The sequence below is a fragment of the Candidatus Uabimicrobium amorphum genome (assembly GCF_009002475.1).
GTDB classification, from domain to species: Bacteria; Planctomycetota; Uabimicrobiia; order Uabimicrobiales; family Uabimicrobiaceae; genus Uabimicrobium; species Uabimicrobium amorphum.
Map to the genome: position 1 here is coordinate 8,666,862 of NZ_AP019860.1, position 24,337 is coordinate 8,691,198.

Genomic DNA, 24,337 nt, shown 5'->3' on the forward strand with positions numbered 1-24,337 from the left:
TTCTTTACGTCTTATTTACAATGCTCTTTTTCCCACTCTAGCATGCGTTGTTCACGTTCGTGTGCCGCAGGGTGAGTTCCATTGCAACTATGCCACAGCCCCAAGTTATTCACCGGTGCGATATGACGAATTTGGTGAAAGAAATCTTTACCATTTTTGCAACCATTGGTGTTGAGCAGATAAGTATCCGCTTGCGTCTCCTTACGGCGACTAACCAAAAGCGTGATAAACGTTATCGGATACACAAGCATTGTATTAAAGATACACTGTCCCCAATACAACAACAACTGTTGTGAAGTTCCTTCTTTAAAAAGAACATAGTTGGAAGGATCTGCCGAAAACAAATGATATACCGCGATAGTCACCGCCGAAGAAATAAGAATCCCCATCGCAATACCTTTTTCTACGTGATGATGGCGAATATGCCCCACTTCATGCGAAGTAATCGCCTCAATGGTATCTTCACTCAGTTTTAATGTAAAGTCAGGATTTGTAGGATCTTTATAACCTTGTATTAGCTCTTCGGTAATCACGATTTGCTTGTAACCCGCTAAACTCGTTGCAAAAGCGTTGGGCCCCATATTCATACGCAAAACACCTACTTCACTATCTTTCATCCCATGTTCTTTTAAGTATTTTTGCATATTCTTCTTAAAATTGTCACTCAGTCCAGGATATTCCAGGTAGGGAATCGCTGATTTTTTGATCGAATAAATAAATATAACCACTTGGATCAATTGCGAAATGATAATGAAAAATACACTACCAATCCAACCGTTTACTTGGAAATACTCCCAAAAGAAATACGCGGGAACACTCCACGAAACAACCCCCCAAAAGTGAAAAGCCATATTTCCAGGTTGGATGGCTTTTTCATGTTGAAATGCACGACATGCATACGGACGTGCTGGAGTCCAAAGAGGAAAAAGTTTAGATAACGTCAAGTTTAGAACAAAACTAAGACCGATAAGTATCATGTATACGTATCCGTCAGAAATTCCCTTCTGGTTGAACCAATATACGAGAAAAGGAATAGAGGCGATAAAGACCAATTGCGCTCCCCAAGACGATGTCCCTTTCCACAAAAGTTTCATGGAACGACTACCTTTTCTCTGACGTTTTTTCTTAAATACATCTTCGTTCATGGTGATGTCATCAGGCTTAGTAAACTTGTTGACATGCATGTACTGCAAAAAATCGACAATACGATATATGAGAAAGCTCACTGCACCAAAAGCAACTAAAAAAGTTAACCATTTGTACTGCAAAACAATTTCCCATACTTTTTGTACGGTGTCCAAAAATTCCATAGTGACCTCCTATTTTGTACGCACAGATTTCCATAGTTTTATTTGCCATTTTACTTTAACTGTCGCGATCAGATTGTCTTGCATATCGTGAATGGGAACTTCCATTGTGGTGAAAACAGCTTCTTCCTTTTGTAGCGGTTCAAGGATATTTTTTTGTTTTTCTTCTTCGGAAAGACTTGCCACGGCAGTGATGGAACTTTTGGCTTGATAGACGTAATCGATTTCTATTTTTGCCATAATCAGTCGATACTCCGCGGGATCTAAATTGGAAATGAGTAGAATCCCCGAGGCATATTCGCCAATAGTTGCAATCGCACATGCGTGTATTCCACGTAAATGGTTTAAGTTTTTTTTACGGTACTTTGCCGTGACTCTTACTTCATCGTCTTTGATCATTGAGATCGTAAAACGATGCGGCTTATTAAATGGTATCGCCGTCCACATCAACTTGTTGAGAATCGACAAATAAAACTTCGATTCCTTTGCTTTTGTTGTAAGGTCACGCATAAGTGCAAATTTTTTGCTCATATAATTACTCGATAAGAAAATAGTTGTGAAAAATGTTTTTTTAACCTGCTAATAAATTGTAAGTAAAAATCACTTTCTTGGCAAGATTGTATTTTACGGACGTTCCACGCCACAAAATACAACCGTCAAATTTTCCACTTTACAGATAAATAAACCTGGTTTTGGCGGCAAAATCTTGCTATCATAAAGAAGATAATTTACTATCCTTAAAGGAGGTCAAAATTTATGTATAAAGGGCTTATACTGTTTTTTACAGTTATTGCTTTTGTTTTCGCCGATGACAATAATAATGTGCATATCAACAGTCTAAAGGAAAGATATGCCGTTACCATTCACAATAACAAAGATATCAAAAAAATTGTCGGTGAAGGTATAGAGCTAGATTGCGCCACTTGTCGCAATAATGAGCTGCAAGTATACGCAACACCTTACCAAGTAAACTTACTAAAAAACAAAGGTTATAAAGTTGTTGCTAACCCTGTTATTATCGGTAAAAATACGCGTGATGCGTCATACCATACATATGCTACACTAACCGCAGAGCTACAAAAACTCGCGAACGACTATAGTGATATAGCACAACTGCACACTATTGGCAAAAGTGTAGAAGGTCGCGAATTGTGGATCATCAAAATCTCTGATAACGTTGAGCAAAACGAAGCAGAGCCAGAGTTTAAGTATATCTCAAGTATGCATGGTGATGAAGTTGTTGGTAAAGAAATGATGATGTACTTGATCAATGAACTTCTGACAAACTATGGCAAACGCGATGATATTACACGCCTCATTAACGAAACACAAATATGGATTATGCCAAGTATGAACCCCGATGGCACAGAGGCACAAAGACGTTACAATGCCGACTGGGTAGATCTAAACCGTAATTTTCCCGATCTGGAAGATGACAAAAAGAATACACCTGACGGTCGTGCAACAGAAACACAACTCATGATGCGTTTTAATGAAGAGCACAACTTTGTTTTGTCCATTAACTTTCATGGTGGTGCTCTTGTCGTCAACTATCCCTGGGACACCAAGTCAGGCGATGCACCTTACATTGAGTTGGTCAAATATTTAAGCCTTGGCTACTCTTCACGCAATAAACCAATGTACGAAAATGGCTCCTTTCCTCAAGGTATTGTCAATGGATACAATTGGTACGAAATTAACGGTGGTATGCAAGACTGGAACTACCATTGGTATGGCACTTTAGAATTGACATTAGAAGTTTCAGATGTCAAATGGCCAAACGCCGACAAACTAGCGGGATATTGGGCAGATAACAAAGAATCCTTACTATGGTATATGTCACAAACACACAAAGGTATTAAGGGAACCGTTCGCGACGCAGCAACAGGTGAAAAACTTCGCGCTTCTGTGTCGGTAACTGGTTTAAACTCTACCATTAAAAGTGGTGCTCTTCACGGAGATTACTATCGCGTTCTTTTACCGGGAACTTATGACCTACGATTTTCTGCTCCAGGATACCAATCAAAAACTGTACGCGGAGTGAAAGTACAAGAAGGTGAATTCGCCGCAACTGTTTTAGATATTGAATTGACAAAAGAGTAAGTTATACTTTGTTTCACAAAAGAGTAACTGTGTTGATACAGTTACTCTTTTTTTTTCTTTCGCGATGGTTCATAAAACAAGCGTGCATCAACTGTATTTTGGAAACAGATACGAGATCTGTTCCCTACATTTCAAAGTATTTACATACTTGAGCCTATAGAGTGTGTCATTAATTAATAAGACACCTGCGTGTCATGAAAAATTTTAATTGATGATGTCCTTTCATTTGTGAGTATTTTTATGCGTTGGAAAAAACTGCGACTTGTAATTGTTTTTCTGTGTATTACAACCACACTAAGTTATATTTTTTATAGCTACCGTATTTCCTATGTCGATAAAAACTGGGAGAGTTATCGCCAAAATTTTTTATACGACGGCTTATTTGATGTGCAACAGCGCTTCTTTTCTTTGGAAAAGCAATTGCGCCATAAGTTAGATTATCTAATAAATACAACGGAGTTACAATCGTGTTTTCGCAAACACCTAAAAGCGCGCTCACAACGTCAAAGAGAGACGACAAAGACAGCTCTGTTTGAGCAACTATTCCGCAAAGATGTCAGTAAAGTCATAGAACCATATGGAATTGCCGTTTTCGCCTCGTACAAAAATACTCCACTCATCGCGTGGAAAAACTGGTCCATTGACTTACCATTTTCGGTTCTCAACGAAGCCCTGTCAGGCGTACGCACATCTTACATATTGAATAGCCAAGAAAAAATTTACACCATGCTATGCTGTTTTGTACCGATTTTCGACAACGGCAAATGCTTGGGAACATTTGCCATATCCACACGCCTCAACACGCGCTATTTACTTTCACATCGCTATATTAAAACGCAATATTTTACAGAAAATGATTTAGAAAAAGAACTATCGGCTAGACACATCCAGGAAATTGCGATTCACTTTACACAAAAAAATGATTTTTTTGAGGATGGCTTACAACAACCCTTTTTCAACCTAAACATGGAGCATATGGGGTGGGTGATTCTCGTTTCCAAGAGCAAGGAAACAGTTCTTGAAAATATATATAAAAATGGCCGTGTCATACGCAACGCGACATGGGGAGTCTTTGGCTTTGTACTATTGATATTATTCTTATATAATATATATTGTAGTACATTTCGCAACACAACAAAGCTGTTCCTGTCTATCGGTATTCTTATCGCAGCGCGTTATATTTTTATTATCATTTCCTTTCCCATTGAACTATTTGAACTTTTGAATTTACCCATAGAATTTTGCTCAGAATCCACAATGATTTTTGCTTCGCAAATATATCATTTTGAACTAAGCGGTACTCCCATAGATTTTCTACTAACAAATTTATTCTTATTTCTAGGATGTCGCTTATTGCAAGAATACGGTGTGGGAAAAATTAACCGCAACCGTTTTACACAAACTAGTGCGTTCAAAATAGGAATGTTGTGTGTATTTTGTCTGGCCTTCACCTTATCTTATTATTTTTTACACACCGCAACGCGTTCTATTGTCGAAGATTCCAGCGTCAAATTTGTCATCAATGATGAGATCATTCCCTCTTCGCCACAAATTATTCTTATGCTTGCGGTCATTTTTTTGGGCCTAGCCCTAGTGCTCCTTAACGCACAAGTCATCCGTTACTGCATACGGCTATACGAAGGATGGGACAAATACTATTTATTCGTGCCTCTACCTTTTGTTTGCTATTATAGTGTGTTGCCGGAGACAAATAATTTTTACTTATTGATGTCGTGCATGGCTGGTGCCGTCTGCTTTTGCTGGGCCATATCACTTCTTGTTTTTTATTTTCCTAAGGTACAAACCATTCGCCGAACGGTCATTTTATTTTTTGTATGTCTGACAATCTATCCGATTATGTACTACGAAAGTAAGGCGAAAATACGCGACAATATTTCGAGTAAACAGGAAGAAAAAGCAGAAATTGCCTCCAACTACAAAAGTAAAGATTTTATCGAACAAATACTCGACAACCAATTGTGGTTTAACAAAGAGTTGATTAAGTCACTTGAATCCTTCAATGACGACGCGGCATTTTTGCTGTGGGCCAATAATACTATACTCAATAGCTATTTTCGCAACATATACATCTCTGTGTATGTCAAAGTCCCACAACCACTACCTCTCGGATTAGATGCCAATCGTTTTTTCTATTGGGGAGACGACGAAATTTACTACGAATTGTCATCTTTTTCTTCTGGAGTTGCGAAAGAACAGTGGTATGAAGCGATGATAAAAAAAGACTTACCACACGATCGCTTGTTTGTTCTTGCGGGAGTAAGTGGCTACGGATATTCGACCCAAGAAAAGAAATCGCTTTTGACTCTAGGAGGAAAGCCGATTTTTAAGGGAGAAGAGATCATTGGTTATGTTGCTATTTTGACCATGTATGAAAAAATTAGCCAAATGCACACCAATTATCTCGCATACGGATTCTCCCAAGAAAGTATACGCGATTCACTACTTCGTGCTTATTTTGATAAAGAAAAACTTATCGAAACAAGTATTCCTTACATGACCAAAACATTTAGTCCACCTCCGGTGGTTTTGGAAAATGTCGGCAAAGGTAACACCAGCGTATGGCTAACGCAAAATATTGAAAACGTCCCGTACGATTGTTTTTATTTCCCTCATGAAATTCAATTGCCGTATTATGATGAGAACGATGACAAACTTCCTAAATACCAAGTTCGCAAAATCATAGGTTTGATAGGTTACCCTGTTCCATCGACTATTTTTATGATCTTCTACTTTTTACAGCTATTTTTTGCGGGACTTTTATGTGTCATTGTACCCAACTTTTTGTGGAATGGTGCCCACACCATCATTCGCGAAAATAAAATTAGCAACTTGTCTTTTGAACGCAAATTACTCATCAGCTTTTTTACAATCTCGGCAATTCCCGTACTGCTACTTGCCATTTATAGCCGCGAACATGCTGTACAAAAAGTACATGAAAATTATCGTCACACATTGACAAATTACCTCGAAGGGGCTTATACTGCGATGGAGGAAGAGGACTACCTACTACAGCCTTTCGCAGAAAACGGTAACATCATTTCGTATAATTTGGGTACAAAATTTTGCGAACAGTGGCACAAAGAAAACCGGCAAATTCTCAACGTGTACATGCGTAACAAAATTTTTGTTTCCAACGGGAGAGATTTTTTCCAAACAGAGTTGTTGAGTGAAAGACTTCCTGGCGAGATATATTACAATCTAATTTTGCTAAAAAGAGATACGTTTATACATATTCAAGATACCGGCTTTATCGTGGGCTACAAAGCCGCTTTCTTCCATGACAACGCACGCGTACAAAATCTTATTCTTTCCATTCCCATGGTTTATGAAAAATCCCGTGTGGAAAGTGAAATCACCAGTATCTTAGTCAATATTATCACGATATACGTAATATGCCTCCTCATTATTATTGTCGCGGCGTTTTTGCTCATTAACCACATCGTTCGTCCTTTAAAACAGCTCATCACAGGAATCAATCGCGTTTCGACAGGTGATTTAGCCGTAGAAATTCCGCGAACATCTAACGATGAAATAGGTCAACTTATCGCTGCTTTTAACCGCATGACCAAAGATTTGGAAGTGAGTCGCCATAAGCTGGTGCAAGCAGAGAAAAACGCTGCATGGCGCGAAATGTCACGGCAAATTGCTCATGAAATCAAAAACCCGTTGACACCGATGCGTTTGTCTGCACAACACATTTTGCGAGCATATGAAGATCAAGCACGACAATTTCCCGTTATTTTACAAAGAGGCATATCTAATATTATTGAAGCAATAGACTCTCTGGCAAAGACAGCGACGAGCTTCTCAGAGTTTGCCAAGTTTACCAAACCAAATTTAGAAGTATGTAACCTTGAGGATATTTTACTCACATGTGTGAATTTATTCGAAGAATACAAAGAAAAGGATATCACGACTCAACTGCACATCGAAAATGAAATTCCTCATGTCTTTGTCGATCCACATCAAGTGAAACGTGTATTTATCAATCTTGTCACCAACGCAATACATGCAATGGAGGACAAAGAAGACGAGGGACATATCAACATTATATGCAATTACTCTTCACCACAGACATACGTTGTTGTAGAGGTGAGAGATAACGGTTGTGGTGTTCCGGAACATGTAAAACCACATTTATTTGAGCCTAACTTTTCCACGAAGAGTTACGGCAGTGGTCTAGGATTGGCAATCACAAAAAGATCTATAGAGAACATGAATGGTGAAATTAGTATAGAGAGCAAAGAAGGTGTTGGAACAACAGTATTTGTTAAATTACCAATACAACAAATGTCATGTGAAGATCAGTAAATCCTTCGCATGTTCCATCTTAGAAAGAAGGTTGCATGGCAAAACAATGCCTATATTGTGGTGTTAGCGACGAAATAATCCCGGTAACTTTTGTTGATAACGTTTGTAAAAGATGCATTCGCATCCAATGTTTTCAGATGATTCGCGACGGATTGTTTCAGCAAATAATAGAACGCGATATTCAATATGCCGAGAGCATGATGCAAATCGCAAAGGAATTCAAAGAACGCAATCCCTACGAGTATTTACAAATTGCCGAAAAAGTGCGGCAGGACTTTGAGGAATATATGACCTTATTATTGTGGTAGTAATATGCAAAAATGCAAAAAAATTTTTCAAACAATGCTGTTGATAGTGGGAATTGGTGCATTTTTAATGATGTTTGTGTTGTTTTTTTATACACAAAACAATGCGCGTACTTTATACCGTTTCAAAGAGCACGGCAAAAAAATAACGGCAACTGTTGTCGAAAAAAGCTGTAACTCTTTCTTAGGTTATAAAACCTATACGGTAGCGGTAAAATACAAAAAGCAAACACGGCATATCACACGCTTTATTTCTGAGAAAACATACAATACTTTGCACCTAAATTCCACAACAGAAATATTGCAGAACAGTGAGAATACCGAAACGATTTTATTCGCGAGTACCGATAAAAAAAATCTAAAAATTACAGATAAAAAAACAATAGTATACATACTACTTCTTATTGGTTTTGTATGCTTTGTGACACACTCTATATTAGGTAACTTAGGACATGACAGATAAACAAGATAATGAAAACAAGCCACCAAAATTCCAAGAGGAAGAGCTTGTCTGCCAGGAAAAACAAATTGATTTTCGATCACAAATATTGCGCTATCAAGCAACAACTGGACGCTTACCTTTAAAAAACAAAGACCAGGAAATTGATGCGCAAATATTTTTTACCTACTATCAAAAAACTCCCAGTGACAAGCAACGTCCGCTAACATTTGCATTCAATGGTGGACCAGGCTCACCAGCCATCTGGCTTCATTTAGGTGCATTAGGGCCAAAAAAAGTACAGATGACCGCAGAAGGGTTTTTTCCACAACTTCCGTTTAAAATGGTCGACAATAGCCACTCATGGCTAAATGAAACAGATCTAGTATTTATAGATCCCGTAGGGTGTGGTTATAGCGAGGCAAAAGACGAAAAAACTCAAGAGAAGTTTTTTAGCCCCAATGGGGATATAGAATCAATGGGGGAATTTATCCGTTTGTTTTTAACGAGATTTGAACGTTGGTCTTCCCCACTATTTCTTGCGGGGGAAAGTTATGGGGCATTTCGCGTTGCAGGTCTTGCTGGCCACCTTTTTCATCGAGGCATTACGTTTAATGGTGTCATGCTCATCTCTGGAGCTTTGAATTTTTATACTCTACACATCGGTCCAGATTATCGCTTACACGACCTACCGTTCGTACTCATTCTTCCGTCCTACACAGCTGCCGCTTGGTACCATAAAAAGCTTTCAGACGACCTACAAAAACGCGATTTAAAGGATGTGTTGCAAGAAGTGGAAAAGTGGGCCAAAACCGAATACACACTTGCTCTTATGGAAGGCAATGAACTAACGACCGAAAACTACGACAATATTGTTGACAAACTATGCATGTACACAGGATTACAACCACAAAAAGTTCGTGAAGTCGATCTGCGTGTTACTCTTCAAGAATTTTGTCACAATCTCATGAAGCCAGAAAATACGGTTGTCGGACGTTTAGATACGCGTTTCGTGGGTTTAAACGCCTACGAAAGTGTTGTCGGTAGTTTAACAGGTGACCCTAGTCTTGCAAGTATCATCCCACCTTTCAACAGCTGTTTTTATCAATACGTCGCCGAGGAATTGGGATACAAAAGCGACCTGACGTATCAAAATTTAACAGGTGTTACTTCATGGAAATGGGAAAATGGACATGCAGATACGAGCCAGGCCTTACAAAAAGCCATGAGTCTTAATCCACATATGAAACTGTACGTAGGTATAGGATATTACGATTTGGCAACGCCATACTTCGCCATGGATTATACATTGTCACATATGCGTTTAGATGCTTCACGTCATGCCAATATCGCCTATCACGCTTATGAGGCAGGACATATGTACTACATTAATGAAAATTCTTTGCAAAAATTTTACGACCATATTGCGCAATTTATCACAGGCTCACTATAGGGCTTTTGACATCGATCATTAAAAAAAGGCTGTTATCCCTACCAAATAAAGAGATAACAGCCCAATTCATTCAACAACGCGGCGGATTACTTACGCTTAAACGATACCTTAGCTTCCATCTTTGGAACTTTTACGATGTGATATGGCTGACAAAATCCCATAGACATCATTCCCCCCGGATCAGGGTTTACCTCTTTTACTTGCGTTGTGCACGCATCGCCTTTTATCATCACTTCCGCAACATTAATACTATGTCCGCCGCTTGACTGTTGCCCTTTGAATACAGCAATAACAGTTTCTTTCTCAAAATCTATTTTTGGTAGTTCTGGCTTAGGTTCCATATTGGCATGAACTTGAGCCCAGAGTTTTTTCCATTCATCTTCGTTGGTGATCACATAGTCTTTTTTTTCGTTGTGCCCACAATTGGCACCTTGAGAAATAGTTGTAAACTCCACTTTTTTCTCCTGTGTATTGTTGTCTTGTTGTGTATTGTTTTCATTATTTTGCGACTTGTCTGGAGTATTTTCAGGCTTGGGATTGCAGCCAATGACGCATAAACACAAAATAACTAACAATATATTACGATAATAAAACATAATTTCTCCCATCTGTAAGACCATTGCAATTTGGTAGTAGGGCTACCATAAATTGTAAACCGCAGATTTCCGTTGTATCTTTTTCAAATAAAATATATCATGAGGGAAAAGTAGCGTGCCATAAACACGCCAGATATAGAACATAACTTAGCAAAATATTTTGTTAGATAAAACCTAGAATTGAAAATTTATGAACAATAACCCCCTTTTAATCGAACATGGTTGTGTCGATTTTTCGTTGTTAAAAGCAGAACATGTCGTTCCTGCCGTAGAAAAAACAATTCAAGATTGTACACAAATCATGGAAAAAATAACCGCTACCGAAAACCACAATTATGAAACTCTCGTTGCTCAGCTCGACATCATGAGTTTGAAAATCGACCGTTTGTGGTCTCCGGTTACGATGCTAAACTTTCTAGCCAATTCTCCAGAAATTCGTACAGCGTATAACGAAGGACGTCAACTGCTCACACAGTTTGAAACTGTTTTGCGTTCTAACTCTATGATATACAATCATCTAGAAAACTTTTCGAAAGATTCACTGAATACAGAACAACAAACAGTGCTCGAAAATTATACCCGCGATTTTCGTCTACACGGAGCATCGTTACAAGATAGCGCAAAAGAACGCTACAAAGAAATCGTTCTCGAACTGAGTAACTTACAATCGACCTTTGGTGAAAATGTGTTGGATTCCACGGCCAGTTTTCAGCTGTTAGTAAAAGATGAAAACGAACTGGCAGGTCTACCACAATCGATCAAAGCATCCCTCAAGGAAGAAGCACAAAAAAGTGGCCAAGAAGGATATCTGTGTACATTGCAGATGCCTGTGGTAAACGCCATCCTCAAATACGTAGATGACGAAAATATCCGCAAGCAAATATACATGGCGCATAGTAAACGTGCTCTAGAAGAAGGGCGTGACAACCGACCATTGATCAAAGAAATTCTTACTCTACGTAAAGAACTAGCTTCTTTACTGGGATTTGAAACCTATGCTCATCTGTCACTGGCCAAAAAAACCGCGGAATCTCCCGAAGAGGTACTTGAATTTTTATACTCCCTTGAAGAAAAAACCAGCGAACCCGCCAAAAAAGAATTCGCAGAACTTTCCGAATTTAAGAAACAAACCACGGGCGGTGAATTGCACCATTGGGACTACTCTTACTATTTAGAAAAATTGCGCAAACAACAACTCGACTTCAGTGAAGAAGATCTACGGCCGTATTTCTCTATTGACTCCGTTCTTAAGGGGCTTTTTGAAATCGTCGAAAAAATATATGAAGTTGAAGTCAAAGAAGTCGAGGCACCCCAGTGCTGGAGTTCTGAAGTTCGTTATTTCCGCGCGCATAGTGATGGAGAGATGCTAGGCGAATTCTTTCTCGACTATCACCCACGTAAGAATAAACGCGGCGGAGCATGGATGCAGGATGTGGTGGGACGTTCAAGAAATGAAAACGGTTACGAAAAACCCATAGGTCTCATTGGCGGTAACGCGACACGAGCCACTGAAGATACCCCCGCTCTTCTAGATCATCGTGAAGTTGTGACATTATTTCACGAGTTTGGACACATGTCGCAATTTCTTTTTACGAAGTGCAATGAATATAGTGTAGCAGGTATTAACGGTGTTCCCTGGGATGTGGTGGAACTTCCATCGCAATTTCTAGAAAATTGGGCATGGAACAAGGACGCACTAAAGATGTTCGCTCACCATTACGAAACCGGTGAAGAAATTCCCGATGACTTATGCGACAAGCTCATTGCCTCGCGCAACTTTCATCGTGCAACACAAATTCGTCGTCAGTTAGAATTTGGTTTAATGGATATGCACCTACACTACGACTACGACGGCAAACCACTTTTCGAGTTTTCCGAAGAAATACACAACAAAATGTCGTTCTTTCCTCTCTTGCCAGACACTCTATTTCTCGCGGCATTCAATCATATCTTTGCTGGTGGTTATAGCGCCGGATACTTCTCCTACAAATGGGCAGAAGTTTGGGAAGCAGACGCTTTTGAGCTATTTAGAGAAAAAGGTATCTTCAACCGCGAAATTGGCCGAAGTTTCCGTCAGAATATTTTGGAAAAAGGTGGAAGTGAAAACCCATTCGTACTCTATGAAAGATTTAGAGGAAGACGTCCGCAACAAGACGCTTTGTTGAAGAAATACGGCATTGCCAATTAGGTGAAGTGAGAATTTTTACAAGCTCGCAAACGCACATCTAGCTGGATTTGTGGGAACGGGCGGACACTAGGTCCGCCCCTACATTTCCACCGCAATTCCTAATGTTTATTTTTCAAAGGAAAAAAACATGCAGCAAGTCATCTACTGTCCATTCTGCGGATCAAACCATCTTTCGGGATATAGCCAGTACACCTGCCAAAATTGCCATACAACCTTTACGGTTGCGATTCCGCAGTAGCTATTTTTTGCTTAATTTCCGTGATCTTATCGTAGATATAATTGCGATTCTCCACATGCACATAATCAAGGTTCACTTGCCGCGGTGTAATCTCCCAATACAACAACGGGTTATTTTCCAGTAAACTGTTGTAAATAGAATCAATAACTTGCATATCCACTTTTTCCAGCGGTTCACATAGTATTTGTGTGTAGTACTGTAATTTTGGACATCTATCTAAAATCGAACTGAGTGCCAAACGCGACTTCAGAACTCCCACCAAAGGTCGTTGCTGTCGACTTTCACAAGGAATTTCTAAAAGTATTTTGATCATCTTTTCCACCATCTTGTCATCAGCCCCCAGTTTATTCACAGCCATTTCGATTGTTTTGCGTATTTCATAAGACATCACTTCGACCACAAAAACCAATGATTCCTTACGGCAATACGCCAAGTCACTGTAGTAGTACATTTTTTGAGTGATTTTCAGAGAAAGATCAGGCATTGTTGACATCATGTCGATGGCCAAATTACTGTAATGAGAGGCAATATTGTATACCATGCGAATATTCGAATTGTTAATGCCCAAACGCAGCGCACTGTTAAACAGTGAACTGTACATATCAATCGCGTGACGGTCTTGGTTGTATATGTACTGACTGGAAATTTTGTAGATGGTAAACGCCACCGAATCCGCAGCGTCACGTGTACGCACCTCCACACATTCAAAAAATTCTAATAAAAATTGGCAGATATGTAACTCCAATGTAACTTTCTGTTTTTGAATTTCATTGCGTGCCAGAGGTAAAATCCCCATAAATATACCAATTTCCATGTTGTCGAGATGATGCCACTTCGGGGATAAATACGGCTTTAATTTACAATAATGAATCGCCAGTAGTTGAATATTTCTCATCGCCGCAGTAAAGCTCTGTCGGTCGTTTCTTTCTAAAGCTTTGAGGGCAATATTTGCCAAACTATCCATATATTCGACGACTTGGTGCTTAAGATGCGTCAACTCTTTTTGCGAATGCCCAGGACGCATTGCTTGGATAATTTTATACTGCGCACTCATACGCAAGCGAAAAATGAGACTATTGGGATTGAGGAAGCTAAAAAGATGCGATAAATATGGAACGATCGACGACAAAGAAATGATAAACAATATAAAACACACATGCAGGTAGAATTTTAAATTCGAATGCTCATCAATCACAAAACACAACCACATAGTAAGTGTTCCGAAGCAAAGGAGCAGAGCAAAAATACATAGATTGGTCACATCTTCGCGGAACATCTTAATCAGACGCGGAGTAAAATTGTTCGCTGCAAGAGGAACGGCAATTGCCATACCACTTATTAACATGGCAAGGAGTAATGTTGCCACGCGTGAGGCAGAAGAAAAAGCATTACGTACGTTATTTATATCGAGTTTTTCTGAGATAAAATGTGTTTCAAACGTTAATTTGCCAAGGTGGATAAAACTGTGAATAATGTGAAAAACCATAACACAAGAAAATAAGCCGACGGTAACCCATAATGTGGAACGTAAAAATTTCGAAAGTTCTTGGTCGCGAAACATAAATATTCCTGTTTATAATACATGTGCATTATTTGTTTTTGGTTATGATGATATAACACAAAAGGCGGACAAATGTCCGCCCTATGTTCTTTTTTGCTCTTTGAGTGAATGAGTTTATTCTGCTCCTGACCAGCTTCCTTTTTGTTTTGGTCCGCTTGGTCCACCGGAAACAATTTTTGTCCACACTTCTTTGAGAATCGGTGCTACCAGATCGATACTCCACTTCGGAACCTGTGGAAAACTTTCGTAGAGCAATTCTTTACTGTATGGCGGGCGCGGCGCTCCCCAATCGTAAGGGAAATCTAACCATTCGGGTTCTACGACATGTGCTTGTAACTCATTCCATACCCCGATAATTTCCATGCGTCCCGAGGCATCTAAAAGTGGACCACGGTTGGTTTTATTTACAAGGCCTACGTCCAAAAACGCTTGTTTATTGAGACCCACTTTGGGATAGCTGGCGTGTCCATGTTTCGAGGAAAACACCACAGGACGTCCATCGCGCCATGTGATTTTGTTTAGATCAAAAATCCATTCTCCTCCTGCATGCTGAGAAAAATAAACCGCTTTCACTTTTCGCGTGGTATTGTGAACGCGAACGGTAATGTGTTCCCAATCACCTTGGTGCGCACCAAAGAGTGAAACCGGAACGATTTCCCCAAATATAGTGAGCGTACCACTACCATTGTATGGATAGAAAAACCAGTACTGGATATCGGTGTAATCTTGGAAGGAATTCATTCTTTTGGCATTGACGTATATTTTTGCGCTCGAAATATCACCGGATTTGGCGTCAGTACCATTAATTTGCGGATAGTACAGCGCGCCTTTTTGCACTTTGGTTATTTTTGCCAGTTCTTCTTTTGTGTATGGCGGCTGTGCAACAGTGGTCTCGGTATTATTTTGTTTTTTGACAAGTGACACACGATCTAAAAGCCACGCGACAGAAGAAGGATGAAAAGGGTCTTCCGTACACATATGCAAGTACGGTAAATATCTATTGGCAACTTCGTTTAGCTCTTCCCATGTCCATGGGGTTTGCTCAATAGGAGTAATCGATTCATCTGATTCGGCCATAAAAACAGGTGAACGAAAGCGATATATCTCGCCGCTAGAACTAATTCCCCATGCTTTTCCATTTGCCACCGATAAACACTCTAGTGCTGGAGGGAAAATTTGTATCCAGCTGCCGTTTTGTAAACGAAATACACCGTTTTCCTCATCAAGCGCCCATAAATTGCGTCCATCATCAACGATAATTTCACGGAAATCGGCACGTATTTGTTGCCATGCACCATCTTGTAGAAAAAGAGACCCTTCTTGAATAGCACTTGCCCACACAAAGCCATCGGAACCAACAGAAATAGAATTTACAGCGATGGGATATTCGATCCACATATTTTGCGACGCGTCCCACTCTAAGGCAGAGTTACTTTTAGAAATCGCCCAGATGTGCTTCTTACCACCCACGGCAATAAAGGTGACCTCTTCGTCGGACAACAACTCCCATGCGTAATATTTATTCCTCCAGATGTGCACGCGATTATCTGTACCTAGAGCACAAACCGTACCATCTCGACCAGTGGCTACTTGTGTAAAAGAACCTGGCATTTTTTGCCAATAACTATTGTACCAACAAAATACCTTATTGTTTTCATTCACTCCCCAGGCGGTTTTTCCCGAAGAAATTTGTATGAGCTTACCCGGTACTCTTTTCAATTGCGAAACATCTTGTGCAAAACACAAAGGTAGTACCAAAAAAAACACCCATAAATTTTTCATCATTTCTCCCTCTCCCTATACAATTGTTGATATTGGATGTAGTTATTAAAATAACCGAAAACAACTCTCAGCACAAGATAATTATCCTTCGCCATGAGTGAATATCTACGTACTTGATTTATCTGTTCGTTTTATTTACGATATTATAAATCTTTCACATTTTGTATTTTTGCCAAAGGAATGTATGATGGACCATACACAACCACAATCCCCCTCGAACAATCCACCACAAATGTTTGGTCATTACCAAATACTTTGTATTTTAGGGGAAGGGGGTATGGGAACAGTATACAAAGCTCTTGACACAAAACTAAACCGTATTGTGGCCCTAAAAGTTCTACTTGCGAAAGAAAAAGCTTCACAGGAGCAGATTAAACGCTTTATTTTAGAGGCACAAGCCGTCGCTCATCTCAGACATCCAAATATTATCAATGTGTACGAAATCAGCTCTATTAGTGACACGCACTACTTTACCATGGATTTCATCGAGGGAAGTTCGTTAAAAGAACTTCTCGCACGCAAAAAAATCAGCTTTCGTAAGGGTATGGCGTTACTCCTAAAAGTGCTAGAAGCCATGAACTACGCACACCAACAAAATATTGTACACCGTGATTTGAAACCAGAAAACATCATGGTGGACCAAGCGGGAAATCCGTATATTATGGATTTCGGTCTTGCCAAAATACTTCACCGCGACCAAGGACTATCGAAAACCGGAATGGTGATGGGAACATTGCGCTACATGTCTCCGGAACAAGCAGGCGGAAAACACAGACAAATCGATGCGCGCAGTGATATTTTTTCTCTCGGAGCCATTCTCTACGAGTTGGCTTCCGGTAAACGAGCATTTCAAGGAAGTAACACTCTAATACTTCTTGCTGAGATTACCCAGAAAAACCCTACACCGCCGAGTAAGGTAAATCCGCGTATTCCCAAAGAGATTGACGCTATCTGTAAAAAAGCCCTACACAAAAAAAAGGAAAATCGCTATTCTTCGGCAGCAGCAATGGCGAAAGATTTACAACAAGTCATCCGTGGTAATGCGAAAAAAAGCAAAAAATCTCCGGCGATGCTTTATTCGATCATTGGTTTTTGTTGCGTTGCGGTTGCTCTTATCGCGGTATACACCTCCACAAACAACTCCAACAATTCCTCCGTGGCAAGCAATCAAAAACCGCCTCGTAAACAACAGCGTAAGCCCCAAAAATCTTCTTCACCAAAAAACGTTGTGAAAAATACGCCACCTAAAAATACGCAGAATAAAAATAACCCGTCAAGCCCTCAAAAGAAAGATATACCGAACGAATGGCCACAACAGTTATGGAGTGTCTGCTGGAATGGATCGTATGTTGACTTTACTCACCCTAACTGGAACAAGCTTCCCACCTACATGCAAGCGTCTCGTGCGAAGCAATACCAAATCTGGTATGCCAAAAATCACCAACTCCCCCTTGAGAAGGATTACCAAATACAGACGAGCACAACAATGAAAATGGTGCTCATTCCCCCAGGAAAAATACAACTGGGAGAGTGGCGCGGTAAACCATCCGAAAAGCACGTTGCCACCATACGAAATCCGTTTTGGATAGCGAAATACGAAACTTCGCAACAGTTATGGAAGCAAGTCATGGGAAAAATTCCCAAAAAAACTCATCCAAGGTATAGAGGTGATCATTTACCAGTGGTGCACATTAGCTTTAACGATGCCAAACGGTTTTGTAAACAAACCCATTTGCAAGTTCCCGATGAAATAAGCTGGGAATATGCCGCACGTGGTGGAACAACAGGGCACTTTTATTGGGGCGAGAGAAAAGACATACTTGGATGGCGACCAGGTATGTGCAATGGCATTGCTAATTTTTATCGTAAACGTATCATGACCTCCACACAACGCGATGCATTCGTGAGCTACAAAGATTTTATGAAAGTGTCTACCTTAAAATCTATTGACAGTTTTCCACCAAACCCTTTTCGTTTGTATAATGTATCAGGAAACGCCCACGAAATTTGCCAGGGAATATGGCGCGCAAAAACACCGGTACTGCGCGGTGGAGGAGCATATTCTTATATATACGAAATCCGACCATTAGATATTGCCGACCTCAAACGGCCAACAAGTGCATGGCCGACATCAGGTTTTCGCGCGATGAAGTGGATAAAATAATATCATGTACAAAAAACTTCCCGGAGTGTCATTCCTGTAAAAGCACATGTGTGCCAAGCTAAGAAGTAAAGTACTGAAAAAAAGGCTTACAAGACCTGTCATCCCGCACCCAAAAATCATAGATTTTTGGATAGATGCGGGACCCAGCAATATAAAGTCGACTTCTGTTCGTGGATCCCTGATCAAGTCAGGGATGACACTCCGATGGTAGTTTTGTAGCTCCAGAGAACACCATATGTACTTTCGTAGGAGTAACAACTTGGGTTGAATGTTCTAAAAAACTACTTATCACTCTCTCGTTTTCGCTGCAACATCTTTGCCGTCTCGCTTACACACCAATTTTCATCAGCGACAAATTGCTTGAGTGTATCCGATGTTGCAAATGGTTCCACTATTTGCAAAACCAAATAACGAGTGTGCCAATTTTTGTCATCGCGAAAACGTATAATTTTTGGCGCTAACTCCTCCGTAATTCCTAATTCACACAATGCCCATAATGCTGACCAGCGACATTCCTCTTTTTGCGCGCACTTCAACAACGCATTTATGATGACATTACTACGGGTTTTCATTTCCCCCAATGCAATGCATGCTCCTCGGGCAATAAGATCGTTCTCATTCTCTAGCGCTTCAGTCAACTGCGCTACTGCTATTTTACCAGCGCGTGCCAGAGCAAAAACTGCGGCGTTGTGTTCACTTGTTCCATCATCAAGAGCTTCGATCAACACCTTTACTGACGACTCACTCTCAACGACAATTTTTCCCAACGCTATCGCCGCCACACGTCTAGTATAAGGTAATCTTGCACTACTCACCACTTGCAGTAACTCCGGTATTGCTTTTTTCGCAGCATTACCCTTTTCGGCCAAGACGCTTGAAGCAAAACTACTGACACTATAGCGATCCGAGCGAAAAAAACCACTGATCGTTTGATAATCAACAAGCGCTCCTCGTAACAAATCCACAGTTTTTTCGGCGGAGTATTTTCCTAAAGCCTTTACTGCGGCTACCTTTACACGACCATTTTTTTGCTGTAGACATTTTCCCAGTATAGCAATGGCTTTATCTTCCTCATAACCATGTAAGCACTCGATTGCTTTTGTACGGGCCTCATCATGTTCATCGTTTAGCGCCACAAGTGCTATTTGCGGATGTTGTGGTGACCACTTACTTACGAGTGCAATGGCGGCCTTGCGTACACTTTGCTCTTTGTGTTTCGTTAACTTTACTATTTCGTCTAATGTTTGTTTCGCGGACAGTGCATCTAAAAGTTCTATAATATTTTCTGCTACATAGCCTTTGACTTTGGGAAGTATGGCAACTAAATCATCAATAGCAGCAACGGCCTCCCAACGTGCTAACGCACCCGTAATCGTAAAAGAATTTGGCCCACGTTCATTATTCTGCAAGCCTTGTATGCAGTACGGTATAATTTTATCTAAATGTACCGCCACTTTTTCCTTATCTACCAGTAAAAAGTCTCTCCAAATATGTGGATGTTTTTCCAGTAGATCTACAGCCGCGCTAACGTTATTTTGAATACCATTTAGCAACAAAGACACCGCGCTAGGATGTTTTTTCACAATCCGCAAAAGAATCGCTAAGGATTCACCGGGAAACACAGCTTCGCGTTGTAAAACGGCAATACAATTATTTGCCTGAACGTCATTTTTACTATACATACCCTCAAGTAATGCTTTATGACTATTTTTTCCGTATATATAACTCGCCGCATTGCGGCGTACGTGAATACTGGAATCTCCTAGTAGAGAAACCAAGGGTTTATACACCATAAATTCGCAACTATCCGCAATATCAAAAATTTCCCATGATTTTTTGCCTACAAATAAATCGTCGCACATCTTTTGGTATTTTTCAGGCTTCATATGATATAACGCAAGTATTGCTTGAGATTTTAGCGATGGCTCTTCGATAAATTTTTCAATCTCTGCGCAATATTGTTTTTGGTGTAAACTCGCGATAAATACAATTACCTGTCGACAAATTTGTTGATCACTATCTCCCAATAACTTGACAACAACAGGTATCGCTTCTTTCCCCCGCAAAGCAGTTAGTGCCACAACAGCATTTTCTGTAACATCCGTACGCGTTTTCATCACTTTCATTATTTGTGGAACAATGCGCTTATCTTTCAACTGCCTTAAAATATAAAGTGCTTCGCGACAAATTTTGACATGGGGGTGCTGTAAACTCTCCAGTAAAAAATCCATTTGTGTTGTCGGGGAAATACGTGAAATAATGCGTAAAACTTGCACGTACTGTTCCACACTATAAAAAGTAGATTTTGCCACCAAGATGTCGAGTGATTGTGGACCTACGGCACGACACAACGTGCGTAAATCGCCAAAATCCTTGTTATTTAACATCAGTAACTCTAAAAGAGGTTCCACACCTAATTTCGAACTTTTCAAAGCCAGAAACACAGTTCGATAGTATCGATCATCTTCTAGGTATGGTAAGATAATGGTGAGCGCTTCTTTCCCTAACCGTCCGAGAATACTCAAGGCACAATTTTTTTCCTCTACACTACGCTGTGTATCCTCCAATATCTCCTGCAAAAACACTATATTTTGTTTATGAGCTAAAAAGCCACGCAACGCATAATAGCGATCGTTTGTATGAACCAATTTCCAAACATCTGCGATATGCGACGGTGAATATTCCGCAAACTTTTCCAAAGTCTCACAAGCAATTTCAGCAACACTACGCGACGTGTCGTAGACAGACCGGACCAAAAGCGGTATATGCTTTTCACCAATGGAAAGCTGTTGTATCGCTTTTATGGCATGATAGCGAATCGAGTCATCTGCATCTGTCAAACACGACAATAACAAACTCAAATGCTGTTGATTTTTCTCGTAATAAGCTCTCTCTAAATGCTTGATACGATCCTTGAAATAACCATGGCGAATAAAAAATGGTTCTGCCAACTGCTGTGCGCCAATAGAACAAAGACAAAGCAATAACAATAAATATCTCATTTACCCATCCTATCTACAGAAGATTTTTATAAAATACCGATCCACAACTAAAACAAGTTTGAGGTTTCTGCTCATATTTATTAAAATAAAAAGTGTACTATGTATTTAACTATTTTAAATGTATTTGTAGAGGTAAAAAGTGAAAAATTTAGAGATTACTTTTGATGCGCTTCATAATCGCAGACTTTTAGAAGAAACAGAAGTTGTAATTCATTGCCATCATTACAATTGCCAACTACAAAGCTGTATTGAATCTAGCCAATTTATCGATGGCCCACGTCTTCTCAAAGACTCTGCCAACGATATATTTGGCAAAGAATTCACGCATTATTTGCAAAAAAATGCTCTAGATACTGACGAAGAAAAGTGGCAACTTGCACTTAAAATGTACCAAACGCATGGATTTGGCACATTCGACTATTCCAACGTTGCCGATAAAAAAATTACATCGACCTCTTCGCATTTCGCCGAAGGATGGAAAGCCAAGTTTGGTGTTTCTCATCAACCGCGTTGTTCATTAACATGTGGTTTTTTAGAAACGGCTTACGACACCATTACTTCGCAGAAAGTGCAAATCAACGAAACAAATTGCATGGCTATGGGCGAAGATAAATGTGTTTTTGAAATTACCGATGAAGAGAGAAAAGAAACCGTTTTACAGAAAAATACATTAAACTTCACTCCCTTTTTAGAAGATCCCGACATTATAAAAAGTGAAAATGTCGATGAACAAGCCATTATAGAGGCTATTGCCAGTATTCCCGTATATGGAGATGAACAGGGACTCATTCCCATGTTTGGCATTTATGCCACAAATGTGCCCGCAGATTATTATAATCAAATTTCATACTCCTACGAGCAGCAAATGGCGAAAGAAGGTAAAGATGCCGAAGAAAGTGCCCGTTCTCTCCTGGTATTTGGTGGAGAAGTTTGTGGTTTACATACCTTCCATGGTATTATGGCATCCCAAGAATGGGAAAGTTTAGTCGCACCGATGATACAAAACCGCGAAGATAATATATTTGCGTTAATTGCAATTACCAATGCTTTTGGTTGGGGAAATTGGCATGTCGTCGACCTACAACCAGGGAAGAAGCTAGTTCTTCGCTCCTACAACGGTTACGAAGCACTGGGATATCGCAAAATGTTTGGCATTTCAGAAGTTCCACGTTGTTACATGTTAACAGGTGTAAGCGCTGGACTTATGGAGCTTATCTACAGTTCGGGAACTTTAGAAGATAAATTTGGAAAGTACCAGTCGCGCGAAAACAAGTGCATTACCAAGGGCGATCCTTATTGCGAATTTATCGTGGAAAAATTATAACTCCTTCGAGGTTGTTGAGATGTCTTTTATGGAAGAAATTCATTACGATCAAGTTTTTAAATACCACCATACAGCCCAATTCATTACTGATTCAAAAGGTAAAATTATCCACACGAATCAGAAATTTGAGCAGATTACCGGGTACTCGCTGGAAGAAGTGCAGGGAAGAAGCATTGATGCATTTTTTTACAAACAAGATAAAAAGCGTTTATTTCTATTTCACAACAAAAAAAACACTCTAGGTAATGTAAGTTTTACCCAAGAAATACAAATCAACACCAAAAAAGATGGTCCGAAAGAAGTCAAAATTTGGTTCAATATCCACCAAGAAAAAGGCTATAAAGTTTGTGCCGTAGAAGACGCCTCGGAAAAAGCGGAACTTTTAGAAAAAGTGCACAACGAAAAGAAAAAACTAGAGACAATCTTAACGTACCTCGGTGATGGAGTTATCGTTTGTAATCCACAAAACCAAATAACCTTAATCAGTAAAAAAGCCATGGAATTTCTCGACCTACGAACATCTCATGGAGTTGTCATGTCACATGAGGGAATCATTGGTCAAAATATAAAAATTTGTTTTCCCGAAGACCTTTATACAAAAATTAGCGCTGACATAGAAAACTTTACCACACATCCAGAAGCGTTATGTCGCTGCAAGTTGGAAAACAACAACTTCGTTTTACAAATTACCTACTCTCCTATATTTACCGCTCACGATGAATTTGTTGGAATTGCATTTTTACTTCACGATATTACCAAAGAAATCGAGGCCGAAAAGTTCCGTGTAGAGGCCATGCAAAAAGAAGTTGAAATCGCCAAGCGCATACAAACAACACTTCTACCTCCGGAAGAGGTGCTCGCGGATGCAAAAGAGTACTTTGACATAAGTGCACAAATGATCCCTTCAGACGAAGTCGGAGGTGACTACTACGACTTTATTTTTTCTAAAAATGGTCGCTATTGGTTTACCATTGGTGATGTGAGCGGTCATGGATTGACATCGGGGCTTATCATGATGATGGCACAAGTTGCGGTCATGACAACAACGGTATTGTCTCCCGATATATCCCCACGAGACATGTATAGCAAATTAAATACAGTACTTTACACCAACATCCGCGAAAGAATGCAGAAAAGTCACTACATGACGCTATCTCTTTTGGTAAGTAACCAACAAGGAGATTTTCACTATGTGGGCGCACACATAGATCTCATCGTCTATCGCGACAAACAAAAAAAATGTGAGCTACTACAAACAGAGGGAGTGTGGCTCGGAATCATTCCCGATATCGAAGGCACGACAAAAGAACAAACGTTCCATCTCGATAAAAATGATGTTTTGGTACTTATTACAGATGGAATTATCGAGGTGCAAAACGCACAAGGAGAAATGTATGACATCGATCGCCTTGTGGCTCTGATAGAAAACAATGCGCAGCTGGAAGTTACAGACCTGCGCAATCTAATTTTACAAGACGTGGCTAATTTCACCTTGGAACCACAAGATGATATGTCCCTTATGGTAATACGAAAATTTTAAATA

The 24,337-nt window shown here is 39.9% G+C and carries 15 protein-coding genes; 9 read left to right on the plus strand and 6 right to left on the minus strand.

Annotated elements, in window-relative coordinates; genetic code table 11:
- Positions 1-11 precede the first annotated feature (11 nt).
- Positions 12-1,310, minus strand: coding sequence for a M48 family metallopeptidase (locus UABAM_RS30445; RefSeq protein ID WP_151971756.1), 1,299 nt, complete (start codon positions 1,308-1,310; stop codon positions 12-14).
- Positions 1,311-1,319: 9 nt separating this feature from the next.
- On the minus strand, positions 1,320-1,838 hold the full coding sequence (locus UABAM_RS30450; protein WP_151971757.1) for a DUF4442 domain-containing protein: 519 nt from the start codon (positions 1,836-1,838) through the stop codon (positions 1,320-1,322).
- 225 nt (positions 1,839-2,063) lie between these two features.
- On the opposite strand from UABAM_RS30450, the gene UABAM_RS30455 reads away from it, so the two are divergent.
- The 5 genes from UABAM_RS30455 to UABAM_RS30475 all read left to right on the plus strand — a co-directional run bounded on the left by UABAM_RS30455 (position 2,064) and on the right by UABAM_RS30475 (position 9,939).
- The gene (locus UABAM_RS30455; protein WP_151971758.1) at positions 2,064-3,410 is read left to right on the plus strand and encodes a DUF2817 domain-containing protein; all 1,347 of its coding nucleotides are present in this window, start codon (positions 2,064-2,066) and stop codon (positions 3,408-3,410) included.
- Between the two features lie 240 nt (positions 3,411-3,650).
- Entirely contained in the window at positions 3,651-7,742 is a 4,092-nt protein-coding gene (locus UABAM_RS30460; protein ID WP_151971759.1) for a sensor histidine kinase, read from the plus strand.
- A gap of 35 nt (positions 7,743-7,777) precedes the next feature.
- A complete protein-coding gene (locus tag UABAM_RS30465; protein ID WP_151971760.1) occupies positions 7,778-8,050 on the plus strand; it encodes a hypothetical protein in 273 nt (90 codons plus the stop codon).
- Between the two features lie 4 nt (positions 8,051-8,054).
- Positions 8,055-8,510, plus strand: a complete 456-nt coding sequence (locus tag UABAM_RS30470; RefSeq protein WP_151971761.1) for a hypothetical protein — start codon at positions 8,055-8,057, stop codon at positions 8,508-8,510.
- Entirely contained in the window at positions 8,500-9,939 is a 1,440-nt protein-coding gene (locus tag UABAM_RS30475) for a S10 family peptidase (protein WP_151971762.1), read from the plus strand. Before UABAM_RS30470 ends, UABAM_RS30475 begins: the two co-directional genes overlap by 11 nt.
- Before the next feature lie 86 nt (positions 9,940-10,025).
- Here UABAM_RS30475 and UABAM_RS30480 read toward each other — a convergent pair whose 3' ends face one another.
- A complete protein-coding gene (locus UABAM_RS30480) occupies positions 10,026-10,535 on the minus strand; it encodes a protease complex subunit PrcB family protein (RefSeq protein WP_173013664.1) in 510 nt (169 codons plus the stop codon).
- 190 nt (positions 10,536-10,725) lie between these two features.
- Here UABAM_RS30480 and UABAM_RS30485 point away from each other — a divergent pair, with 190 nt between their 5' ends.
- Positions 10,726-12,723 (plus strand): M3 family metallopeptidase, encoded by a 1,998-nt coding sequence (locus UABAM_RS30485; protein ID WP_151971764.1) that lies wholly within the window; start codon positions 10,726-10,728, stop codon positions 12,721-12,723.
- A gap of 215 nt (positions 12,724-12,938) precedes the next feature.
- On the opposite strand, the gene UABAM_RS30490 is transcribed toward UABAM_RS30485, so the two are convergent.
- Positions 12,939-14,522: a DUF2254 domain-containing protein gene (locus UABAM_RS30490; protein WP_151971765.1), complete on the minus strand. Its 1,584-nt coding sequence runs from the start codon at positions 14,520-14,522 to the stop codon at positions 12,939-12,941.
- A 114-nt stretch (positions 14,523-14,636) separates the two neighbouring features.
- Positions 14,637-16,307 carry a Vps62-related protein gene (locus UABAM_RS30495; RefSeq protein WP_151971766.1) on the minus strand — a complete coding sequence of 557 codons (1,671 nt, stop codon included), beginning with the start codon at positions 16,305-16,307 and terminating at the stop codon, positions 14,637-14,639.
- A 181-nt stretch (positions 16,308-16,488) separates the two neighbouring features.
- On the opposite strand from UABAM_RS30495, the gene UABAM_RS30500 reads away from it, so the two are divergent.
- On the plus strand, positions 16,489-18,468 hold the full coding sequence (locus UABAM_RS30500; RefSeq protein ID WP_151971767.1) for a bifunctional serine/threonine-protein kinase/formylglycine-generating enzyme family protein: 1,980 nt from the start codon (positions 16,489-16,491) through the stop codon (positions 18,466-18,468).
- 281 nt (positions 18,469-18,749) lie between these two features.
- Here UABAM_RS30500 and UABAM_RS30505 read toward each other — a convergent pair whose 3' ends face one another.
- The gene (locus UABAM_RS30505) at positions 18,750-21,470 is read right to left on the minus strand and encodes a HEAT repeat domain-containing protein (RefSeq protein ID WP_151971768.1); all 2,721 of its coding nucleotides are present in this window, start codon (positions 21,468-21,470) and stop codon (positions 18,750-18,752) included.
- Between the two features lie 139 nt (positions 21,471-21,609).
- On the opposite strand from UABAM_RS30505, the gene UABAM_RS30510 reads away from it, so the two are divergent.
- Positions 21,610-22,794, plus strand: a complete 1,185-nt coding sequence (locus UABAM_RS30510; RefSeq protein WP_151971769.1) for a V4R domain-containing protein — start codon at positions 21,610-21,612, stop codon at positions 22,792-22,794.
- Positions 22,715-24,334, plus strand: coding sequence for a SpoIIE family protein phosphatase (locus tag UABAM_RS30515; RefSeq protein ID WP_151971770.1), 1,620 nt, complete (start codon positions 22,715-22,717; stop codon positions 24,332-24,334). Before UABAM_RS30510 ends, UABAM_RS30515 begins: the two co-directional genes overlap by 80 nt.
- Positions 24,335-24,337 lie beyond the last annotated feature (3 nt).